This is a genomic window from Bradyrhizobium sp. 186 (genome assembly GCF_023101685.1).
GTDB lineage: Bacteria > Pseudomonadota > Alphaproteobacteria > Rhizobiales > Xanthobacteraceae > Bradyrhizobium.
The window spans coordinates 8,833,367-8,852,105 of sequence record NZ_CP082164.1 but is presented as its reverse complement, the minus strand read 5'-3'; the positions used below and the strand labels follow the sequence as shown (position 1 = coordinate 8,852,105).

Annotated in this window: 13 protein-coding genes and 8 pseudogenes; 8 read left to right on the top strand and 13 right to left on the bottom strand. The window is 58.6% G+C overall.

Annotation, left to right across the window (positions count from 1 at the left end):
• Positions 1-24: 24 nt before the first annotated feature.
• Together istA and IVB18_RS51510 are read left to right on the top strand one after the other, a co-directional pair.
• Positions 25-1,563 (top strand): annotated as a pseudogene (gene istA / locus IVB18_RS42205) (IS21 family transposase).
• Between the two features lie 207 nt (positions 1,564-1,770).
• Positions 1,771-2,139 carry an ATP-binding protein gene (locus tag IVB18_RS51510; protein WP_253076228.1) on the top strand — a complete coding sequence of 123 codons (369 nt, stop codon included), beginning with the start codon at positions 1,771-1,773 and terminating at the stop codon, positions 2,137-2,139.
• On the opposite strand, the gene IVB18_RS42195 is transcribed toward IVB18_RS51510, so the two are convergent.
• From IVB18_RS42195 to IVB18_RS42185, 3 genes and pseudogenes are all read right to left on the bottom strand, one after another.
• Positions 2,134-3,873, bottom strand: a complete 1,740-nt coding sequence (locus IVB18_RS42195; protein WP_247986039.1) for a recombinase family protein — start codon at positions 3,871-3,873, stop codon at positions 2,134-2,136. The genes IVB18_RS51510 and IVB18_RS42195 overlap by 6 nt on opposite strands.
• Positions 3,873-4,166, bottom strand: a pseudogene (locus IVB18_RS42190) (IS3 family transposase); the annotation flags it as partial. The pseudogene IVB18_RS42190 and the gene IVB18_RS42195, both read right to left, overlap by 1 nt.
• A 392-nt stretch (positions 4,167-4,558) precedes the next feature.
• Positions 4,559-5,794 (bottom strand): IS701 family transposase, encoded by a 1,236-nt coding sequence (locus IVB18_RS42185; protein ID WP_247986038.1) that lies wholly within the window; start codon positions 5,792-5,794, stop codon positions 4,559-4,561.
• A gap of 515 nt (positions 5,795-6,309) precedes the next feature.
• On the opposite strand from IVB18_RS42185, the gene IVB18_RS42180 reads away from it, so the two are divergent.
• Positions 6,310-7,221, top strand: coding sequence for a branched-chain amino acid transaminase (locus IVB18_RS42180; protein WP_247986037.1), 912 nt, complete (start codon positions 6,310-6,312; stop codon positions 7,219-7,221).
• 114 nt (positions 7,222-7,335) lie between these two features.
• On the opposite strand, the gene IVB18_RS42175 is transcribed toward IVB18_RS42180, so the two are convergent.
• Positions 7,336-7,818: a hypothetical protein gene (locus IVB18_RS42175; RefSeq protein WP_247986036.1), complete on the bottom strand. Its 483-nt coding sequence runs from the start codon at positions 7,816-7,818 to the stop codon at positions 7,336-7,338.
• A 20-nt stretch (positions 7,819-7,838) separates the two neighbouring features.
• Here IVB18_RS42175 and IVB18_RS42170 point away from each other — a divergent pair.
• Positions 7,839-7,967 (top strand): annotated as a pseudogene (locus IVB18_RS42170) (ATP-binding protein); the annotation flags it as partial.
• A gap of 393 nt (positions 7,968-8,360) precedes the next feature.
• Here IVB18_RS42170 and IVB18_RS42165 read toward each other — a convergent pair.
• Positions 8,361-8,750 (bottom strand): hypothetical protein, encoded by a 390-nt coding sequence (locus tag IVB18_RS42165; RefSeq protein ID WP_247991967.1) that lies wholly within the window; start codon positions 8,748-8,750, stop codon positions 8,361-8,363.
• Positions 8,751-9,023: 273 nt separating this feature from the next.
• Positions 9,024-10,436, bottom strand: a complete 1,413-nt coding sequence (locus IVB18_RS42160) for an MATE family efflux transporter (RefSeq protein WP_247986035.1) — start codon at positions 10,434-10,436, stop codon at positions 9,024-9,026.
• A gap of 697 nt (positions 10,437-11,133) precedes the next feature.
• Between IVB18_RS42160 and IVB18_RS42155 the strand changes: the two are divergent.
• Together IVB18_RS42155 and IVB18_RS51785 are read left to right on the top strand one after the other, a co-directional pair.
• Positions 11,134-11,364: pseudogene (locus tag IVB18_RS42155) on the top strand (IS3 family transposase); the annotation flags it as partial.
• Positions 11,365-11,571: 207 nt separating this feature from the next.
• The gene (locus IVB18_RS51785) at positions 11,572-11,706 is read left to right on the top strand and encodes a hypothetical protein (protein WP_256476639.1); all 135 of its coding nucleotides are present in this window, start codon (positions 11,572-11,574) and stop codon (positions 11,704-11,706) included.
• Positions 11,707-11,842: 136 nt separating this feature from the next.
• Here the strand turns inward: IVB18_RS51785 and IVB18_RS42150 are convergent, their stop codons facing one another.
• From IVB18_RS42150 to IVB18_RS42140, 3 genes are all read right to left on the bottom strand, one after another.
• The gene (locus tag IVB18_RS42150; protein WP_247986034.1) at positions 11,843-12,178 is read right to left on the bottom strand and encodes a hypothetical protein; all 336 of its coding nucleotides are present in this window, start codon (positions 12,176-12,178) and stop codon (positions 11,843-11,845) included.
• Positions 12,179-12,655: 477 nt separating this feature from the next.
• The gene (locus IVB18_RS42145; RefSeq protein ID WP_247986033.1) at positions 12,656-13,162 is read right to left on the bottom strand and encodes a hypothetical protein; all 507 of its coding nucleotides are present in this window, start codon (positions 13,160-13,162) and stop codon (positions 12,656-12,658) included.
• 670 nt (positions 13,163-13,832) lie between these two features.
• The gene (locus IVB18_RS42140; RefSeq protein ID WP_247986032.1) at positions 13,833-14,138 is read right to left on the bottom strand and encodes a hypothetical protein; all 306 of its coding nucleotides are present in this window, start codon (positions 14,136-14,138) and stop codon (positions 13,833-13,835) included.
• Positions 14,139-14,252: 114 nt separating this feature from the next.
• On the opposite strand from IVB18_RS42140, the pseudogene IVB18_RS42135 reads away from it, so the two are divergent.
• Both IVB18_RS42135 and IVB18_RS42130 read left to right on the top strand, forming a co-directional pair.
• Positions 14,253-14,438: pseudogene (locus IVB18_RS42135) on the top strand (integrase); the annotation flags it as partial.
• Positions 14,435-14,950, top strand: a pseudogene (locus IVB18_RS42130) (site-specific integrase); the annotation flags it as partial. The pseudogenes IVB18_RS42135 and IVB18_RS42130, both read left to right, overlap by 4 nt.
• A gap of 40 nt (positions 14,951-14,990) precedes the next feature.
• On the opposite strand, the pseudogene IVB18_RS42125 reads toward IVB18_RS42130, so the two are convergent.
• From IVB18_RS42125 to IVB18_RS42110, 4 genes and pseudogenes are all read right to left on the bottom strand, one after another.
• A pseudogene (locus IVB18_RS42125) lies at positions 14,991-15,107 on the bottom strand (hypothetical protein); the annotation flags it as partial.
• A gap of 95 nt (positions 15,108-15,202) precedes the next feature.
• A pseudogene (locus IVB18_RS42120) lies at positions 15,203-15,667 on the bottom strand (IS3 family transposase); the annotation flags it as partial.
• Positions 15,627-17,132 carry a pyridoxal-phosphate dependent enzyme gene (locus IVB18_RS42115; protein ID WP_256477129.1) on the bottom strand — a complete coding sequence of 502 codons (1,506 nt, stop codon included), beginning with the start codon at positions 17,130-17,132 and terminating at the stop codon, positions 15,627-15,629. The gene IVB18_RS42115 and the pseudogene IVB18_RS42120, both read right to left, overlap by 41 nt.
• An 88-nt stretch (positions 17,133-17,220) precedes the next feature.
• Positions 17,221-18,126: a GHMP kinase gene (locus IVB18_RS42110; protein WP_247986030.1), complete on the bottom strand. Its 906-nt coding sequence runs from the start codon at positions 18,124-18,126 to the stop codon at positions 17,221-17,223.
• Between the last annotated feature and the right edge of the window lie 613 nt (positions 18,127-18,739).

The following is an 18,739-nucleotide window of genomic DNA, read 5'->3' as shown; positions in this document are numbered from 1 at the left end:
TTTGGCTAACCGCAGAGGATCGAGATGCCGACCGAGAGACTCTCCATGCGCCACATTCGTGAAGTTCTACGCCTGCACTACAGCGTCGGCATGTCGCAGCGCGCCGCTACCCGCAGGCTGGGCTTGGCCCAAGGCACGGTCAGCAAGTACCTTAACCGAACCCGCCGCGCCGGCCTGACCTGGCCGTTGCCGCTGGAGCTGGATGACGATGTCCGGCTCGAGAACCGTCTGTATCCGCCACCATCCGATCGGCCCAGCGACGAGCGTCCGCAGCCCGATTGGGCGCTCGTGCATCGCGAGCTGCGGCGGCGCCCTAACGTCACGCTGATGCTGTTGTGGGAGGAGTATTGCGACGCAAGCGCCGACAGCTTCAGCTATTCGTGGTTCTGCGGACGCTACAAGGAATGGGCCGGCCGGCTCAAGCCGACCCTGCGCCAGGTCCATGTCGCCGGCGAGAAGCTGTTCGTCAACTATTCCGGCCACACGATGGAGGTGGTCGACGGGCTCAGCGGCGAGGTGCGCAGCATGCAGATCTTCGTCGCCGTGCTCGGCGCCTCGAACTACACCTATGCCGAAGCCAGCTTCAGCCAGAGCCTGCCGGACTGGATCGCCTCGCACGTTCGGGCATGCTCCTATTTCGGTGGCGTGGCCCGGCAGACGGTGAGCGACAATCTGAAGGCCGGCATCACCCGGGCTTACTTTCACGAGCCAATGGTCAACCGGACCTATGCCGATCTCGCCCGCCATTACCGCACCGGCATCGTGCCGGCACGGCCGTATCGGCCTCGCGACAAAGCCAAGGTCGAAGTCGGGGTCCAAAATCGTCAGGCGATGTTTTCTGGCGCGCTTTCGCAGCCGCCGCTTCTTCTCGCTTGCCGCCCTCAATGAGGCGATCCACGCGCTTCTTGTCAAACTGAACGATCGATTCTTTGCGCAACTGGGGACGAAGCCGCCGCGACCTGTTCGAAGAGCTCGATCGTCCGGCGCTGCCCCCCTTACCGGATGAGCCGTACGAGTATGCCGAGTGGAAGCGCTGCCGGGGCAACCTCGATTATCTGTCGAGATCGCCAAGCATTACTACAGCGTCCCTCACAACCTCGTGCATTAGGAGGTCGAGGCGCGGATTACCCAGAAAACCGTCGAGATCTTCCTCCGCGGCAAGTAGATGGCGTCGCATGTGCGCAGCACTCTGCCGCATCGCCCGACGACGATTCCCGAACATATGCCGAGCTCACATCGCCGCTATCGCGACTGGACCCATGAGCACATTCGTTCCGAAGCCGCCAAGGTCGGTCCCGATGCCGAGACGCTGATCGACGTCATCCTGCGTTCGCGGCCGCATCCAGAACAGGGCTTCCGCTCCGCCGTCGGCATTCTCGGGCTGGTCAAGCGCTATGGCCAGGAACGTGTCGACGCGGCCTGCGCCCGGGCGCTGCTGCTCAATGCCCGTTCGTGCAAATCGGTCGCTGCCATCCTCAAGAACGGCACCGAACCGCTCCTCCCGCCGAGGAGACGCCCATCCTCTTCCACGCCAACATCCCCGGCCTTAGTAACTACAATTGATCAGGAGATCAGCATGCTCGTTCACCCCACCGTCACACGCCGATTGGCTCGGCCTCCTCGTCGATCTCGAGGTCACCGCCCACGACAACCGTCGCCTCACGCGCGGCTTAACCAGTGCCAAGCTCCGTCAAGCCGCCGCCATCGAGAACGTTGACTATCGCACCGCCCGCGGTCTCGATCGTTCGCTCTTCCAGAACCTTGGCACCAATGGATGCGCGACAGCAACCACCGAGTCATTGTCGGCCCAACCGGCACCGGCAATCCTGGCTTGCCTGTGCGCTCGGCAACAAAGCCTGCCGCGACGGCTCTTCCGTCCTCTACAAGCGAACATCGCGCCTGTTCGCCGATCTCGCCCAGGCGCGCGGCGAAGGCCGTCTGGCGCGCCTGATCGCAGCCCTGGAACGCGTCAATCTCCTCATCCTCGACGACTGGGGACCCGAACCGCTCACCGCCGACCAGCGCCGCAATCTGCTCGAGATCGTCGACGATCGCTACGACAAGAGATCCTTGTTGATCACGAGTCAGGTTCCTGTATCGCAATGGCATGACGTCATTGCCGAGCCGATGACTTCATGATGCCTCCTTCTTGGAACGCTTGGTGCGTCGTACCCGGTTGCGAAGCTGAGTAATTTGTTTGTCTGAGAGCTCGATCTGCCATGGCTGGCCCCTGGCCAATTGATGACCTGCCAGCAACCCGCGCGCGAGATAATCGAACACCGTCTGCGGGGTTACTCCAAGCTCAGTCGCCGCGCCCTGAATCGAGAAGCTCCCGTCGGGCCAGCGCATTGGGTTCTTCTCCATGCCGTTGATTTTGACGGTGGGAATGCCCCAGCGGGTACGTAATACCCAGACGTTCTCGCCTTTGAAGGCGCAGCCTCGGGCCGCGACGAAGCCTTCCTGATTGAGTATCGCCGCGATCTCGCCATCCATTTTGTGTTCAGCATTCAACTCGACGATTCGTCGCCGCAACCGATCAATGTCGGTGTAATCGCGGTAGGTGTGAACGCGCCGTTGTACGTGATGCTCGCTGGTTGCGCCGGTCTGCCAGACAATCTTGAGCCACACTTGACCTCGGGTCCGCTTCTGATCAAGAACCACTTCGCGGATGACAAATCGCAGAATACGCTTGCGATCGGCTGCCGACGTGGTGGCCGCATTCCAAATCCTGGGCAGATTCTCGCCGAGCGCTTGTAGCCCGGCGCGTTCCGCCGGGCCAATCAGAAGCGGCTCTTGTACGCGCCAACGCGCATGCTGCTGCTCGACCGCCTCGACGACACGCAGCTTCTCTTCCCAAGCCCGCTCAAGTGAGCGCGCCACAAGACGGTTCTCGGGTTCTACGGCGTCATACTGACGCCGAGCGCGCTCGGCCTCGTAGCGGGCGCGCTCCACGCGAAGCGCCCACTGGCGCTCGAGCTGACGGCTCTCCTGCTCCAGTTGGCCCGCCGCCGCGAGCGCGATCTCAATCTGATCCGGCACTAGGGCATCGAGGACCACCCGCTCGACCAGCGCGTCAACCGCCAAGGCCCGGACTTCCTGACACAGTGCACTGCCTTGCTGGTCCCGATCCGAGCGGCAGCAATAGACCGGATAGTCGGCATTCGGGCCAGTGTAGCGCATGCTCATGCGCCGTCCGCAACGGCCGCAGATCGCAATTCCTTGTAACAGGGCTGCCCCCTTGCGCGGTACGCCAGAATGTCCTGCCTCATAGCGGAAGACGTTATCTGCCAGTCGCCCCTGGTTGGCCATGAACTCCTCCCAGCTGATATACCCTGGGTGAGCGGCGTGGAGGCAAACCGCCCAATCCCCGATCGCCACCTTGACCGTTCCCGTCAGTGATCCCGGCCGGCATCGGCTCGGATCCTTTTGCCGTCGGCCATAAACGTACGCCCCAGCATAGGCCGGATTTTGAAGGACGCTAAGGACGCGTGCACTATCTGGCGCCCGCCAGACGATCTCATGTGGAGATGGGCCAAGCAGCGGTCGAACCGGCAAGGACAATCCGTTCCTGTCCAAGTAACGCATCACACGGCGAGCGCTCTGCAGTTCCCGAAATTTGGCGAACACGAGATGAAGACGGGCCTGCACCTCCTCATCGGGATTGAGAATAATTGTGCCCGCTCGATCATAGGCGAGCCCGGCTGGCAGGGGCAGCCGCAGTTCGCCGCGCGCCGCCTTCTGGCGTTCCCCTTGGTGAAGGCGCATTCGAAGCTGATGCAACTCCGCCTCGCTCATGATGCCGGACAAGCCCAACAGCAGGCGGTCGTGGTAGGCGCGCGGATCGTAAAGCCGCTCGCCATCCGCAATGAGCACGTTGCCGGGAATCCCACTTCCTTGCAGGCCCTTTCCAGCACCTCCACGACGTCGGTACCGCGGAAGGTGAACCGCGGCGCCAAGGCCGGCGAGAAGCGCGAGAAGGTATCGACGATCGTAAGCGCGCGAAGCCTGTGTCCGCTCGCCAACTGGTCATGGACAAAGTCCATCGCCCCGGTCTCGTTCGATCGTGTCGCCAGCCTGCGATCATCGCGCAGCTTGGCCTTGACCCGGCGCTTGGGCGTTTTGTTGCGCAATTGCAGGCCCAATTCGCGATAGATGCGCCGCGTCTTGTTCTGGCCAGACTTGGCGCAGATACTATAACGAAGAACGGCCCCATGGGGCGATCGGAAATCGACCGCCGATTTTGCTGCAAAATCACGTTGGCGCAACCAGCCCGCCAACGTGACAGAAGCGCAAAACTCTAATTCTGGGTGGTCCAAAGTTCGGTCTCGCTGCAACCGGACGCAGGCAGACAGCATGTGCTGGATCACTTTGCAGGAGCACACGATGGAGCCCATCGCAGCCTAGCATTACAGTTGCCGTTTTGCTTTGAGATGCGCGCGCTGAGCGGCAGCCTGGTGAGCTCTGCGCCAGAATGACCATGCGATGACATGCGCGGGTTGGATCCGCTTTCGAGCAAGCCTGATGGCGATGCGGCGGATTTCCTGGATTGACCAACGGATCAGTGGCGGCGTGGGTGTGCTTTGGCTTTTGCCGGGGGGCGGCGTTTGGTTTTTTTGGGCGGTGGCGGATTGGCGCGATGGCGGATCGCCGCCATCATGGCGAAGGCGAGCATCACCAGGGACACGTGGCGATGCCAGCCATGCCAGGACCTGCTCTCGTTGTGATCGAGCCCGAACTCGTTTTTCGCGGTTTCAAAGCTGTCCTCGATCGCCCATCGATGGCCTTCGACCGCGACCAGCGTTTCAATTGATGTTCCCGCTGGGCACCAGGTGGTGAAGAAGGCGAGATCGCCATCGGCGATATGGCGACGGATCAGCAGACCGCGCGTCCATAAACCATCATTTGCGCTGTTGAACTGCTCGACCTCGAGATCGGCCAGTTCGAGATAACACCAGTCATGCAGCCTCGGTCCTTTGGTTCCGGCTCCCGCCGACAAGCGCTTCCAGTCGGACGGGCGCCGCGTCCGGGCGATGTCTTCGGCCTTGCCGGCGACCGGCTGTCGCTTGCCCCAGGATCGGAAGACATGAGAGCTGCTGACCCCGAGCACATAGCCTTTGCCTGCCCGCCGTAGCTGCTGTTCGATATCGCCAACACCGTAGACCGTGTCACCGGCAACCCACTTGAATGGTACAGACGCGGCTATCGCACGTGCGATCATTCTCGTCGCAAGCTTTGGTTTGGTCGCAAAGCCGACATCGGCAGGCACATATGCGGCTTCCAGACGATCTGGATCGTCAGTCCATTCCTTCGGAAGATACAACGCGCGATCGATGAACGCATGACCATGACGCGAAACGTAGGTAGCGAAGACGCCGATCTGGCAGTTCGTAATCTTCCCTGCCGAACCAGTGTATTGCCGTGCCACTCCGCATGAGGCCTTACCCTGCTTGAGAAAGCCGGTCTCGTCGATCACCAGCACCGCATCGTCATCCGCCAAATGCTCGATGACATAGTCGCGGACGATATCGCGCAGGGCATCAGCGTCCCAATCTCCACGACCCAGAATTGCCTGCTGACGCCATGGGCCAGGATCGCCAGCCGCCTCCGCGCGCATCCAGCCGGTCTTGCGCTGCTCATCTCCGAGCAGACCTTCCAGGAACAGGCCTGCATTCGTCGCCACACGCTCTTGCGTGAACAACGGACGTATCCGCTGCTTGACCTCTCGAAGCGACGCCGCCCACAACGCAAGCGTCTCCTCAACCGACGCGGCCCGCGTCCACGACATTCGAATCATGGTTGCCCATGGATTCAGAAGCCCGCAAACAAAGCAACTGTAATGCTAGCTGCTCAAGCTAGCTGACTGAGAGTATCATCGGCGCCACTCTTGAAACTGTCAGCGCTTAGTCGACACTTCTACATCATCATACATTAGGATTCCAAAATCTTCGGCGGTCAACTACCAGCCTCAGTAATTGCTCTAGATGACGGACGCATGCCACATCTCGGTTATCCGACGTCGGATTAGTCAACGGAACTGCAAGAGTTCGGCATGCAATATACTGCCACAATCTGTTCTGCCACCGACCCTAATGACGCATGCGTCGACTCGCTGACTAGACGAGCTGCGCTCCGTTGCTCCAACAGGATCCTGCCTTCCTCAGAGAAGTTCATAATGCGCCCGCGGAACGGCTCTCGATCGTCGCTAATCGCCACGAACACACGGAGGAGTGCTCACACAACTAGCGGACTTGTCTATCGTCCGAGCGAGGGCTCGAGGAGAGCTGGTTCCCGGTAAATGGAGTGGACTGCATGTCGATGGTAGAGTTTGCATATCTCAACGGCAAAATTGTCCATTGGGATGACGCTAAGGTGCATATTTTTGCACCGGTGGCAAAGTATGGTCTAGGCGTCTTCGAGGGAATACGTGGCTATTGGAATGATGAAGCACAGCAACTATACCTATTTCGTGTCGCAGAGCATCTGCAACGCTATGCCTTCTCGCAAAAGGCGATGCGCTTCGATCAGGGTCCGTCCAGCGAGGAGTTAACCAAAGCGCTCGTTCGACTATGTCGTGCAAATGGATTTCGTACGAACGTACATATCCGGATGATGGCTTTCATTCAATCTGGCGAGTTGGAGGCCACTGGCCCGATCGGAACCGCAGTCACGGCGCTGCCACGGGAGACCGATAGACAAATTGCCGAAGGTGCTTCAGTTCAGATTAGTTCCTGGATGCGTATGCCGGACAACGTGATGCCTGCACGTATCAAATGTAATGCAAATTATCATAACTCCCGATTAGCCGTTATGCAGGCCCAACGCGATGGGTACGATCAGTCTTTCCTTCTTAATTCGAGGGGAAAGCTGGCAGAGGCATCCGCGATGTGCGTGTTCATTCTTCGCAATGGTCAACTGATCACGCCAAGCGGGACCAATGACATATTGGAGTCGATTACGCGCCAGACCGTTATCGAACTGGCCCGCGAGTATCTTGGGCTGGAGACCGTCGAGCGCGATGTAGATCGATCGGAACTGATCCTCGCCCAAGAAGTATTTTATTGCGGCACCGCTGCGGAAATCACGCCAGTGATATCCATAGACCGTATGGTTGTTGGCAATGGTCAACCCGGGCCCGTCACACAACACTTAATCGACACCTATGGGGCGATCGTAACGGGCAAGAATGATGCTCACGGTTCGTGGCGTACACCTGTCTTTTGATGATGCTCTCCTGGTGCTGACGCACCTGGTTCATGGATGACTGCCGCACGTAGACATAGGCCAACTTCGCTCGGTGCGCAGTCGTGAGCCGCTCGTCAGCGACGTTCAAGCTGATTAGCACGACCCAGTCTCCTTCCGGGCGTGCCGGGAACCGCTTGCATTCGCCGCAGCAGCGCGGCGAGGATTTGAGCGATCTGGGTTTGCGTCGTGGTCGACAGATTCGGCCACAGGCGCGGAATGTCGGCCGGACGGCCAGGTGGAGTTGCCAACGTCGGCAGGGGTCGATACGCAACGCGACCTGGAAGCGGTCGGTGGGTCATCGCGAATCACCTTCTCGTCGAGAAGGCTCAGACTCGCGCTCAAATGTTGCATCAATGGGATCAACATACGTGCGCTGATGCGCGGCAGATCGGCGGCGTTCGGGCCGGAAGTTGTCGTCTCGGCAAGATCCGTCGACGCGATCCGAACCGCCCGCGGCCGGCCGTCCAGCAGCGCGACAACGACGTACGCGGGACCGCGCCCCGGCCGCTCCTTCAGCACCTCAACCCGGTGCCCAAAAAGAAAATGATGCGGGTCGGTGATCGTGACGTGAGACACGAGCCGCTCGAGAATAGGGGTACTCTGACGTGTTCGGTGACCCCACCTACGCCGCCGCCGTCCTCGACCGCCTGGTCCATAACGCCCACCGGATCGATCTGAACGGCGAGAGCATGCGGCGAACCCGCAAACCCAGCCGAAAGGCCTGAGCAAGTGGCGCTGTGGACATGCCGCTGCGCTTGGACAACGCAAGGGCGTTGCCCACATGCCCACAGCAGGAACAGTAGCAGAAAAATCGTCCCTTCATGTCGCGATTCAAGATTGACCACGCGGCGTCGCTGATGCCAGAACCACCAACCAGAAAGCCTCGCGCCCGGGCGACATCAAATCGGAACGGTGGGCGAGATCATCTCGGAATCCCGGGCGAGATCAAATCGGTACACTCGGGCGAGATCATCGGAATCAGCAGCTCCGCAGCTTCCGTCTCCACCGCCCAACCGGGCAATCCAAACGCCAGGAGCGAACTCACTGCTGGATAAGGTCGCATTCGTTCCGGCTACGACAAATCTCGCGAAGGCAGGTCGATTGACGAGCCCGCCTGTTCAAGCCGCGGACTCTTTCGCAAGCTCGTCCATCACTTGCTTCGTCACTCGGTAGGCTAGTTCAACAATCTCATCTATCCCATATTCGGATACGACGAGAGGTGGAGCAAAGCCCAGAATGGCTCGCGCAATGAGCCCTGCAGTTACACTCACGATTATTTTTCCCGTCGACTTCGTAAGCAGCTCATAGACATATTGCCGAACGCCGCCGGCATGAGAGCCACCCCAGCTGAAAGCGACGACTGCGCCAGCCCCCGCGAGCTTTTCCTGCGCCCAGGCGCTAGTAGCTTCGGCCACAAATGGTACGCAAAGTAAGTCAGCGATCGACTGCAGCAGTGAGCGCCGGATCAAGCCGGAAAATAAACAGTTTCCGGAATCGCGTCTGCTCATGAGATTTCCCCTGTTGAAGCAGAACTAGATCGTTGCGCATACGGCTTCAGACGATCAAAGGCGCGCATACCTTCGAGAGCTAGACGAGGCACGTGAGTGCCGGAAGATCACCACCTCTCATCGAGGTCAGTTGGGCTTCATATCGCATCTTGGATCCAGCTGAAGAGACCCTCGGCCAAGTCTGGCATCGCCACGTGCCGTGGCCAGCGAACTCATCCTGGAAGGGACGCGCCGCGTAGAGCTCGACGAGCTGTCCGCGGGCGAATAATCGGCTCAAACAAATCTGCTCGCCAGCAGCTCAAAGCGCAGGACCAGAAGCCCGGCATAGACAGCCTTCCCGATTGATAACCCAATCCAGATACCAACGGCGCCAAGGCCTATCTTCAAACTTAGCACGTAGCTGAGCGAAAAGCCGATCAGCCAATAAGCGATGCCGGCGAACAGAAGCGGCACCCGGGTATCCTTCAGTCCGCTCAGGCTGCCCACCGCAATACTCTGGACGGCATCGGTCATAAAGAAACCGGCTCCGACCAAAACGAGCTTTGCAGCGAGTCCGACCGTTGCATCGCTACGGAACACAGATCCCCCCAAGAACACCTCCGCGATCTCAAAGCGAGCGGCAATTGTTGCAAGCGTTAGTATCGCGGTAATTACGATACCGAACAGCATCGCGACCAGACCTGCCCGTTTAACGCCCGGACCGTCCTTGCGACCGACCGCATGGCCGACACGCACGGCCGCCGCCATACTGACGCCGAAAGGGATCGTGAACAAGGTCCCGGCAACCTGGACGGCGATCTGATGCGCGGCGAGTACACTGGTGCTGATCATGCCCGCGAGCATCGTAGCGGCCGAAGTTAGCCCGGAACTCATCAAGGAGGCGATTGAGACTGGCGTCCCGATGGCGATCAACTGCCGCATCATGGGCCAATCGAAGCGCCAGAGATGCACAAACGCCTGATAGTCACGGAAAGGACGATGCATCAGGGCGCACCACAAGGCGGCCAAGAACGTCGCACAGTTTACGAGCGTGGTCGCAAGACCAGCTCCGAACAGCTCCAGCCTTGGCAGGCCGAGCTTTCCATAGATCAACAGATAAGCCAGTAAGGCGTTCAGGGGAATCGCCGCAAGTGTGATACATAAGACCGGCTCCGGTCGATTCACTGCGATCATGAAACTGCGGATGGCCAGAAACGATAGTGCCGGGGCGACGCCCCAGGCCAGTCCGAATAAGTATTGCTGGGCCAGCCGCGCCGTGTCGGGCACCTGACCGAGAAGGAGCAGTATTTGCTCTCCGCGCAGCGAAAGCGCCACGATCGGGAACGATAGCATCAGCGCTGCCCAAAGCCCCATGCGCAGCGCGCGCCGCACCACGACTAGATTATCAGCTGCGAAAGCCTGCGCCGCTAACGGTACGATCGCCCCTAGCAGCCCGACGCTCACGGTGAAGCTAATGAGATAGACCCTGCTGGCAAGCGCTGCCGCGGCGACCGCCTCAGCATCGATGCGCCCGATGAAGGCAAGGTCAGTCGTCATCATCGCGATCTGACCAACCTGCGTCAGCACCATAGGCAATACTAATTTCGTGGTTTCGCTGAGCTCGACAGCAAACTGATTTCGTGCCTCGGTCTCGTCAGTTCGTGCCGCGAAGCCAACACCGGCATTGTTCTGGTTATCTTTCTTCATGAAACTCATGCTGGCCCGTTTGTCTCGGCGAACTAAATACCTCCCGTTTCACGTAAGCGATCCTCCTCCGTACGGAAATTAACGATGGACAGCAGATGCGGACCAAGCGCGCAGATCTGCCTAGCAGCGCGTCACGGATACCGCGTGCCAATGAGATGCATACGCCCCCGAATTCGCGCGTGCTACCTACAAACGGACTGAGAGACGATCATCTTGTGAGCCATCACTGCGCGTCCTTCATCAGAAGATGCTGGATGACACCCTTCAAGGTTCGTGCCAACTCCGAGAGCTCAATGGCGGAACGCTATTTTGCTGGGCGGACATGTCATGGGTCCAACAGGATGTCGCAAATCCAACAGTCGACGTCAGAAAAGCTTGATGTCGATGCCAGCACGAGGCGATCGACGCGGCGGTCGGTTCGCCAAGCCCCCTTGAGCGGCAAGTCAAATTGCTGCCTTACAATCCATTTGTATGCCGGGCTCATGCGAGGGCTATGCAAGGTACTCTCGCCCATCCGCGCGCGAGCTTTTCACGCAGGACAAAAGAGGCCAACATCTATCGCGGGTGACGATCGAGAGTGCGCTCCCCTTCGGGTAAGATCTACTTCGAAAGTCCGATGGGTCCACAACTTCTGCACGGGTAAGCTTCAAATGGACGACTCTCGCATGATCAGAGTGTGACGAAGCATTCAGGTCGCGCAGTACCCCGCCGCGGCGGTTGCAAGCGGGCAATTGGGACCAGAGCACCGATGATGGTGCCGATGGCACCCAACGAGCGCTGGTCGCCCGACTTCGTGTCGGATCAGCTCATTGACGGCCGCCGCTTCCGTGTTCTGACCATGGTCGACTACTGCACCCGCGAGTGTTTGGCGCCGGTGGCCGACAGCTCACTCTCAGGCACTCGGGTGGCGCGGGAACTGGACCGGCTGGCGTTGCTGGTGAGCTCGCTGCCTTTGTCGTTGACCACATCTTCGGATTGCCGGCCGATCAGGCTGCGTCGTATAGCACTACATCGCGCCGGGTAAGCCCAGGCAGAATGCCTTCGTCGAGAGCTTCATGTATACGCGGCCCCGCGCATGCAAGGGATCTCGATAACGATCGGGTGCGTTCATGTATACGGCCTGTTGGTGCGACCGATGCCATGGCCGCTGGCCCTGATGGAGATCGCGGATCAAGAAGCCTTGGTTCTCGACACTCTTGATTGGGACGAACCGCATATTGAGGCGGATGACCGCTTCGCGCCGCGTCGTTCTTGGCTCCTCGCGCAGTAAAGTCGAGGAGAGGCGCGGTGATGCGCTTGTTGGCGTTCCGTCCTCTTCCACCGGGTCACCGGAGGCGGTCGCCGCCCCCGGTTCCCACAGAACGTGGCGTGCGGGTTTTACCGCACCACGCACTTCGGCAGTTGGTTCACAGCACTGCCAGTGCCTGCAGCTCCCGATAAGGGAGACGCAGTTTGGGGGTCAGCAACGGCGTCCGTTCTTTGATTTGGTTGAAGGCGTCCCAAGTGAGGCTTCGGCCTGCCCAGCTGCCGCTGCACAGCATTTTGCGCCAGTAACGCTCCACGGCCCGATAAACTTTTACGAGACTCCGGAGATTTCCGGCGACACCGTAATAGCCATAGTGGCCGCGCAGGACGATGTTGATTTCACCGGCCTGATCACTGATTTTATAATGCCGTATTCGCCGCATCAGCTCTTGCAGAGACAGGAGGCTGCGCTTTAGCCGAGATTTCTCGGTACGCATCCCAACCTTGAAGTTGCCTTTTTGGTTCCGCGTGCAATGGAGCGTCGGGCCCAGAAAGTAGATTGTTTCCGGGCGGTTTCTGCCGCGTTTGCCCGCGTGTCTTTGCGCGACCGACCGAACTCGACCAACTTGGTCTTGGTCGCTCTAGAGTGAGGCTGAACTTCCCCAACCCAAGACGCAAGGCCTCGTGTACGCGGATGGCGTCCGATCGATATTGGAACCAGATCACAAAGTCGTCGATATAGCGCACCAGTCGGGCTTCGCCCCGCAACCGGCCCTTCACCACGCGTTCGAACCAGAGGTCGAGAACGTAATGTAGAGGTTGCTCAAAAGCACACTGATCGACCGCCTTGTGGCGTTCCTTGTTCGCTCGGATGCACCGCTCCGTCTTCCAAGACACCCGCTTTCAACCAGCGCCGGATCAAGCTGATCAGGCGCGGATCACCGACTCGACGTTCGACAAACCGGAGGACCCAATCATGATCGAGACTCCCGAAGAAGTTCTTCAAACCCGCCTCCAACACCCAGCTGATCATGCCGCCGGCGATGACCTACATTGAGGGTCGCCAAGGCGTGATGGGCGCTGAGCTTTGGCCTGCCGCCGAACGAGCAGGGCAAGAAGTCCTGCTCGTAAATAGCGGACAGCACCTCAGCCGTGGTGCGTTGGAGCGCCCGGTCAGAGACAGTTGGAACCCCGAGGGGGCGCTTCTCCGTCTTGCCAGGCTTGGGGATATAGACCCGCCGAATGTTCGGCGCGCGATATCCCTGGCGGTGGATGGATTGGAGCATCGGCCCTATCCAGTCCTTGAAGCTCTCCTTCGCCGCCTCCACCGTCTGACCATCCACCCCGGCGGCGGATCGCTTCGGAATCTTTGATAGATTCTCCAGCACCCGGTCGCACGTGATGTGATGGGTCAGCGAAGTGAAGCGGAGATTTGGCTCCCTTCGAGCTTTCACTGCTATCTGTTCAAGTTTCGTTTCCATGGTCAGCTGATCTTCTCTTTGAATAGAAGGTCGTAACTCCCGTTGAATGGAGCCCATGTCGCCCGAGAACAATTCAACTACCGCTGACCGCTTCCCCCATCTGGCCGGCTCTCCCGTCCTCGGAGTACTATCAGTCAGTCTGACTTCCACCCGGTCATCAGACCCTTCTCACCTCTTCGGCTTGGCAGGTCCTACAAGCTTGCGTTTGAACCGGATGGATCTCCCTTGTTTGCGTTGCTTCCTTTGGTTGCATGCTGGCGGTACGAATCCCGGGAGCACCTCAGACCGCTCGCGTTGTCGCAACCTGCGGTTCCGCCTTCCCCTTTGAGCGACAGGGTCGGCTACTCCGATCACGTTCGATTTCGGGTTTTTGTTCCCGTTCACTGTCGTTCCGGCCTACAACCTCCCTGTCTACGCTTCGCAACGGCCGTTACCGGACGCCACGCAAGACTCGGTTCGCGGCGGCTCGCTAGGCTTTGCCGCGGCCGTCATCGCAGACGGCAGACTTCAACGCGCTTGCAAGGCGCAACGCTCATCAGTAGGGTCGAGGACTGGCGCGCCGGCAGACCTTTCGACCGCGCCACGTTTCCAGTCCCCTCCACGTCGCACGCAGCGTGCGGATTTCCCGCACTGCGCGCCCCCATTTGCTTCACGCCAACGCTTATGGGACCTATCCTGCTGGGGCAACTTTCGGCCCGTCGCGTCGCACTCTGTAACCCGAAGCACTCACCGCGCTCAAGGTCCACTGTGCGACTCTTTTCATCACGATTTCAACCTGCAGCTTGCCGAACTCCTCCCGAAGCCGCTTGTCCATAGCCCTGATCAGCCAGTCATGACGTTTGTAGGCGTCGATCAAGATCACCAGATCGTCAGCGAACCTCGCATATTCGATGTAGGTGTACTTGCCATTTCGCGTGATTTCCCGCGCCCGCTCCAGCGTCTTGTCCACCTCATTGAGATACAGGTTGCTGAGCAAGGGCGAGATGGCTCCCTGAACGCAAAAGATAACTTTGCGGTGGAGGAGCGGTCATGGAACTATCGGTGGCGCCGGGCGCCTTTCCACCCGGAGGGTGGGTGGGAGGGGATGGAGTGGCGGATCCGGACGCTGCTCGACTGGTATCGCGAAGGCAAGGACGTCGAGCAACAACTCCTAGTACTCTCCACTTACCTCGGCCACGCCTGCGTGCGCGATACCTACTGGTATCTCTCGGCCTGCCCCGAGTTGATGGAAGAAGCGGCGCGGCGTCTCGATCGGCGATGGGAGGTGACGCCATGAAGCCCGCCTACAACGTCGCCACGTTGATCGGGCGCTTCTTCACCGAGCGCCTCATGCGCCAGCGCAATGTTAGCGGCAACACGATCGCCTCCTACAGGGACACGTTCCGGCTGCTGTTCATGTTCGCACAGGTGCGGCTGCGGAAGTCCCCATCGGCCCTGACGCTCGCCGATCTGGATGCACCGTTCATCGGCGCGTTCCTCACCGATCTCGAGGTAAAGCGCGGCGCCAGCGCGAAGACGCGTAACCTGCGTCTGACGGCCATCAGATCCTTCTTCAGGTTCGTGTCCTTCGAGGAACCGGCACACAGTGCGCTGATCCAGCGCGTGCTCGCCATACCGAGCAAGCGCCATGACAAGCGACAGGTGCACTTCCTGACGCGCCCCGAGATCGAGGCGGTTCTCGCCGCGCCCGATCGAACGACGTGGCTTGGTCGCCGCGATCACACCTTGCTGCTGGTCGCGGCCCAGACGGGCTTGCGCCTCTCAGAGCTGACTGGCCTTGACCGGGATGGCGGCGTGCGATATCCGTTACAACCGCGCCTGGCTCGAGGCTTTCCGCGACAATCTGTGCCTTCAAATCATCCCGCCAGTGCTTTCGACCTACGCCAGCATACACTTCGATACGCGGCGACAACGGTCGTCTTATATCGTCCGAATGGTCGTCCATTGTGAGCACCCTTGCCGAAGATGACTCTTCTAGCGGTGCTCCCAAGATTGCGCACAAACAATCTGAAGGGCCGCGGCGCCACGCTTACGTCACCGGTCGTGGACGACATCCAGCGACCAGCAGGCGTTGGGCTGAGCTCCCACCACGATCGCGGCCCGGGTCCCCACGGCCTTGCGGCGGGTTCGTTGGCTTGTGGACGGTGACCCCTTGCTCCCGATAAAGCCGTTAGATCCGGTTGATTCCCGATGGTTTGCCCTCCCGCCGCAGCAAGACGAACACCGGCGGTATCCGAAACGCGGCCGCCGGCGAGATCGCGCAATCGGCCACGCAGCTCCGCATCAGGAGGACGACTAGAGTGATAGCGGCTCATCTTCCGATCCGCGCCAACGGTCGAACAGGCGTTCCGACAGGCTCATGACGGCGCGCAGATGCGCGAAGGAAGCTCGCGAAGGGCACTGCTCCGTCAGGAGCTTCTTCAGCTTCGCGTTCTCCTCTTCCGGCGCCATTAACCGCTTGGCCTCAGAGACATCCATGCCGCTGAATCTGGCCTTCCAAGTGTATATGCAGAATGTTTTGAGGGCCGACTGGACCGCAGTTAACAGCACCTGTACCTTGAAACCCCGATTCTACATATAGCTGTATGGCCGTTACGTTGCGAACGTTGACCGCAAGCATTAGACGCTTGATGCCCGGGCGATTTTCCAAAATCCATTGAGCAGCTAGTCTGGTCGCTAGTTTCCCGTATCCTTGGCCTTGATACGATCTGCCTACGCGAAGATTGTGCAAAGTGATAACATCTGGGGGCGCCCACTCTGGCAGCGCAGCTTTTTCGCGCAAAATAAAAAAGGCAACGACTTCATTTCCGACCACAACCGAAAACGGATGTTCTAGTTGAGGACTTGAACTGTTTCGCAGTTTCGAAAACACCGCATCCAACGGCTCTACAAACTCTTCTTGTTCAGGCTTGAGCTCTAAATGCGCCACGATCGTGCTATCAAAATGAGGTAACGCTTTTAGCGTCGCGCAGCGCCCTACGTCGAAAGATAAGGTCCCCTTACATTGTCTCTCCGAGTTGGAGCCGCGGGACTGGTCTTTGGCGGAGAGTACCTCGCGTAGCGTTCGCCTGCACCAGGGATAGGAAGACCAGCCGGTTAACTCCATGGCCGGTGTTTCAACGGTCACTGGCTCTTGGCGTATCGACGTAGGCCACCCAGGAATGGACGAGAGCCAGTTCTCGTCATAGACTGTTTCAACGTAACGATGCCCCTCGTCGGGAAAGATGGCGACTACGTTCTTGCCTGGATTCTTGCGTGACCACCAATCGGCAACTCTATATGCTGCGCCGCTGGTGGGCCCCATAAATAATCCATGGGTCTGATGCAAGTGGTGAGTGGCCTGAAAGATTTCTGTGGGTGTTAGCCAGTGAGTCTCGTCGAACTGTCTATGGTCGACATTGTAAGGTACGATTGCGCCACCTAGTCCGCTAAGAACCACGTTTTTGCCGGCAGGTTGTCCAAACAATATTGAATTTGCAGCATCAACGGCAATCGCATGCAGGGCGGGAAAAATATGCCTTAGGAACTTGGTTGTACCACACATCGATCCCCCTGATCCAACTGGTCCAACCAGGGCGTCGATCTTCCCCAACCGTTCGACTAGCGCTTCGGCAAACTTCCCGTAGGCTAGCGGGTTGTCTTTGTTGGAGTACTGCGAGGGCCAATAGCTATCGGGTATTTCCTTAAGATATTCAGCTAGCCTATCCAACCGTGCTTGCTGAAGCCCTCCGCTGCTCGCGGGCCGATCGACAATCTCCACACGTGCGCCAAGCTCAACGAGGCGCTTATGAAGTTGTCGATCAAGCGACCAGTCGCTCACCAATACAAGCTTATAGCCATACTGTACAGCGAGCATAGCCAACGCAAGACCGAAAGTGCCGGAAGAAGACTCGCAGATGGTCCCTCCTGATTTCAACAATCCGTGCTCCACAGCTTGCTCTAGCATGAACCGGGCGGGCAGCAGCTTCATAAGAGAGAAGCTGGCGCCAAACAAGCCGTCACTCAGCTTAACGATTCGAGGGAGTTCAAAAGCCTCCAGCTTGCGCATAACAGTTCGGTTAGACATTCGTTCTCTCCAGTTGGTCTTCATGCACGAGGATCGATGGCTCGAATCCCAAATTTCTCAGATCATGTGTTGCCTGCTCAATGTTTTCGGCGGTCGTTTTGTTTGTTGGGTCAAACATTATGCCGACAACTGTGCCGCTGTGGGCAACTTGTATGCCGATTGCGCAATTACGATCGCTTATTGCTTCGATATCGTGCAGGCGTGGTTTTCTAAGATGCCTGTCGTTAATCCGAGCGCTTGCCGTAGCAACCCGACCAAGCAAGCTAACATCGCAGGTATTAATCGCTCGACGAAGGAGACCTCGGAGCGGTCGAAACGTTTCGATATCGGCTGAACTATACCGAGCCGGCTCGAACGCGAGTGTATCAATTGGATGGTCGGGGGTGACATCGACGCTGATGTAATCTATTGGCGGAATTGAGTTTCTGAAAGACTCGATAACGATCCCCTCGCGATGTGCGAATAGTACTGCCTGCTGGGAAAACAATGTGGAATCGCATGCCGTCTCGGCATTCACAGCAACTTGCATTATGCTTTCAGGCGATGGCTGCACTTCCAGGTAATCAACAACGGCTAGGATGCTGGCCAGGACATCGGCAGTGGATGAGCCCATGCCGCGACCAACCGGAATATTGCTGGCTATCGCCAGATGTCCGCCAGTCTTGGTCGGAGCAAACCTCTTGAGTGCCAGCTTCGCAGCGCGTTGTGCCTTCTGACAATGCCTTGGAGTGATGGAGATGTCTTCTGCCCTGTTCGGGCTGAATTTCGCCCTTGATTTGAGCTGACGGCAAGGAAGTGAGACTAACCCTCGATGTAGCTGTCCATTCTCGTCTTCGAAAATACCCTGCAGAAGCTCGCCATGGTGTCCGGTTGCCTCACCGTTTCCTGCTGCGCACATGGCTAAACCTTTTTAGTTGCACCGAGTTCGAGACCCTGGGAGTAACAAAGCCCATTCGATCGCAGACAATTTCGTCTCCACGCGGAGGAGGATCAAGAACTATGCCAGTTGCTTAATGGAACCTCACAATCATGATTCGGCAGAACGCCCGGCAGCAGGAAAAGGGTAGTAAGAAGCGAATGGCAATATCGCCCGGGTAGCGAGTTCGAGAAACGACAGGGTGTGTCTGTTAGGAAACATTTGTCAAAGCGCCGTCGCATATCTCGAGCAGATGATGGAATCTTCGCAAGAGTGGCCTTGCGTGTAAGACGAGGATCTCTGATGCTGGATTGAAATTTCGCCTGCGCTGTGGTGATTGCATTGTCTAATCGCAATGGGGGCGCCAGATGAACTTCTTGAGTTGAAGCTGCGTCGTGCATCGTTGTCTTCACAGTTGACGCACGATGGACCTTCGCGGGACGGACCTTCAGCTTGGACGAGCACGTTACTGAGACAGCTTAAGCCATATAGGTCGTCCGCACGTACCGGATGATCTTTCGATTCTGAGAATCTCCTCGTGAGCTATTTGCCAAGAGCTCATGTGAGCGAACATGCCTCTGACTGTCAATCGGCC

What these genes read in the sequence shown, in the direction of transcription:
- IVB18_RS42150 (WP_247986034.1), bottom strand. Translation starts at nt 12,178, where the DNA reads ATGCGTACCGAGAAATCTCGGCTAAAGCGCAGCCTCCTGTCTCTGCAA.
- IVB18_RS42185 (WP_247986038.1), bottom strand. Translation starts at nt 5,794, where the DNA reads ATGATTCGAATGTCGTGGACGCGGGCCGCGTCGGTTGAGGAGACGCTT.
- IVB18_RS51785 (WP_256476639.1), top strand. Translation starts at nt 11,572, where the DNA reads ATGCCATGGCCGCTGGCCCTGATGGAGATCGCGGATCAAGAAGCCTTG.
- IVB18_RS42160 (WP_247986035.1), bottom strand. Translation starts at nt 10,436, where the DNA reads ATGAAGAAAGATAACCAGAACAATGCCGGTGTTGGCTTCGCGGCACGA.
- IVB18_RS42110 (WP_247986030.1), bottom strand. Translation starts at nt 18,126, where the DNA reads ATGTGCGCAGCAGGAAACGGTGAGGCAACCGGACACCATGGCGAGCTT.
- IVB18_RS42165 (WP_247991967.1), bottom strand. Translation starts at nt 8,750, where the DNA reads ATGAGCAGACGCGATTCCGGAAACTGTTTATTTTCCGGCTTGATCCGG.
- IVB18_RS42115 (WP_256477129.1), bottom strand. Translation starts at nt 17,132, where the DNA reads ATGAAGCTGCTGCCCGCCCGGTTCATGCTAGAGCAAGCTGTGGAGCAC.
- IVB18_RS51510 (WP_253076228.1), top strand. Translation starts at nt 1,771, where the DNA reads ATGGATGCGCGACAGCAACCACCGAGTCATTGTCGGCCCAACCGGCAC.
- IVB18_RS42145 (WP_247986033.1), bottom strand. Translation starts at nt 13,162, where the DNA reads ATGGAAACGAAACTTGAACAGATAGCAGTGAAAGCTCGAAGGGAGCCA.
- IVB18_RS42180 (WP_247986037.1), top strand. Translation starts at nt 6,310, where the DNA reads ATGTCGATGGTAGAGTTTGCATATCTCAACGGCAAAATTGTCCATTGG.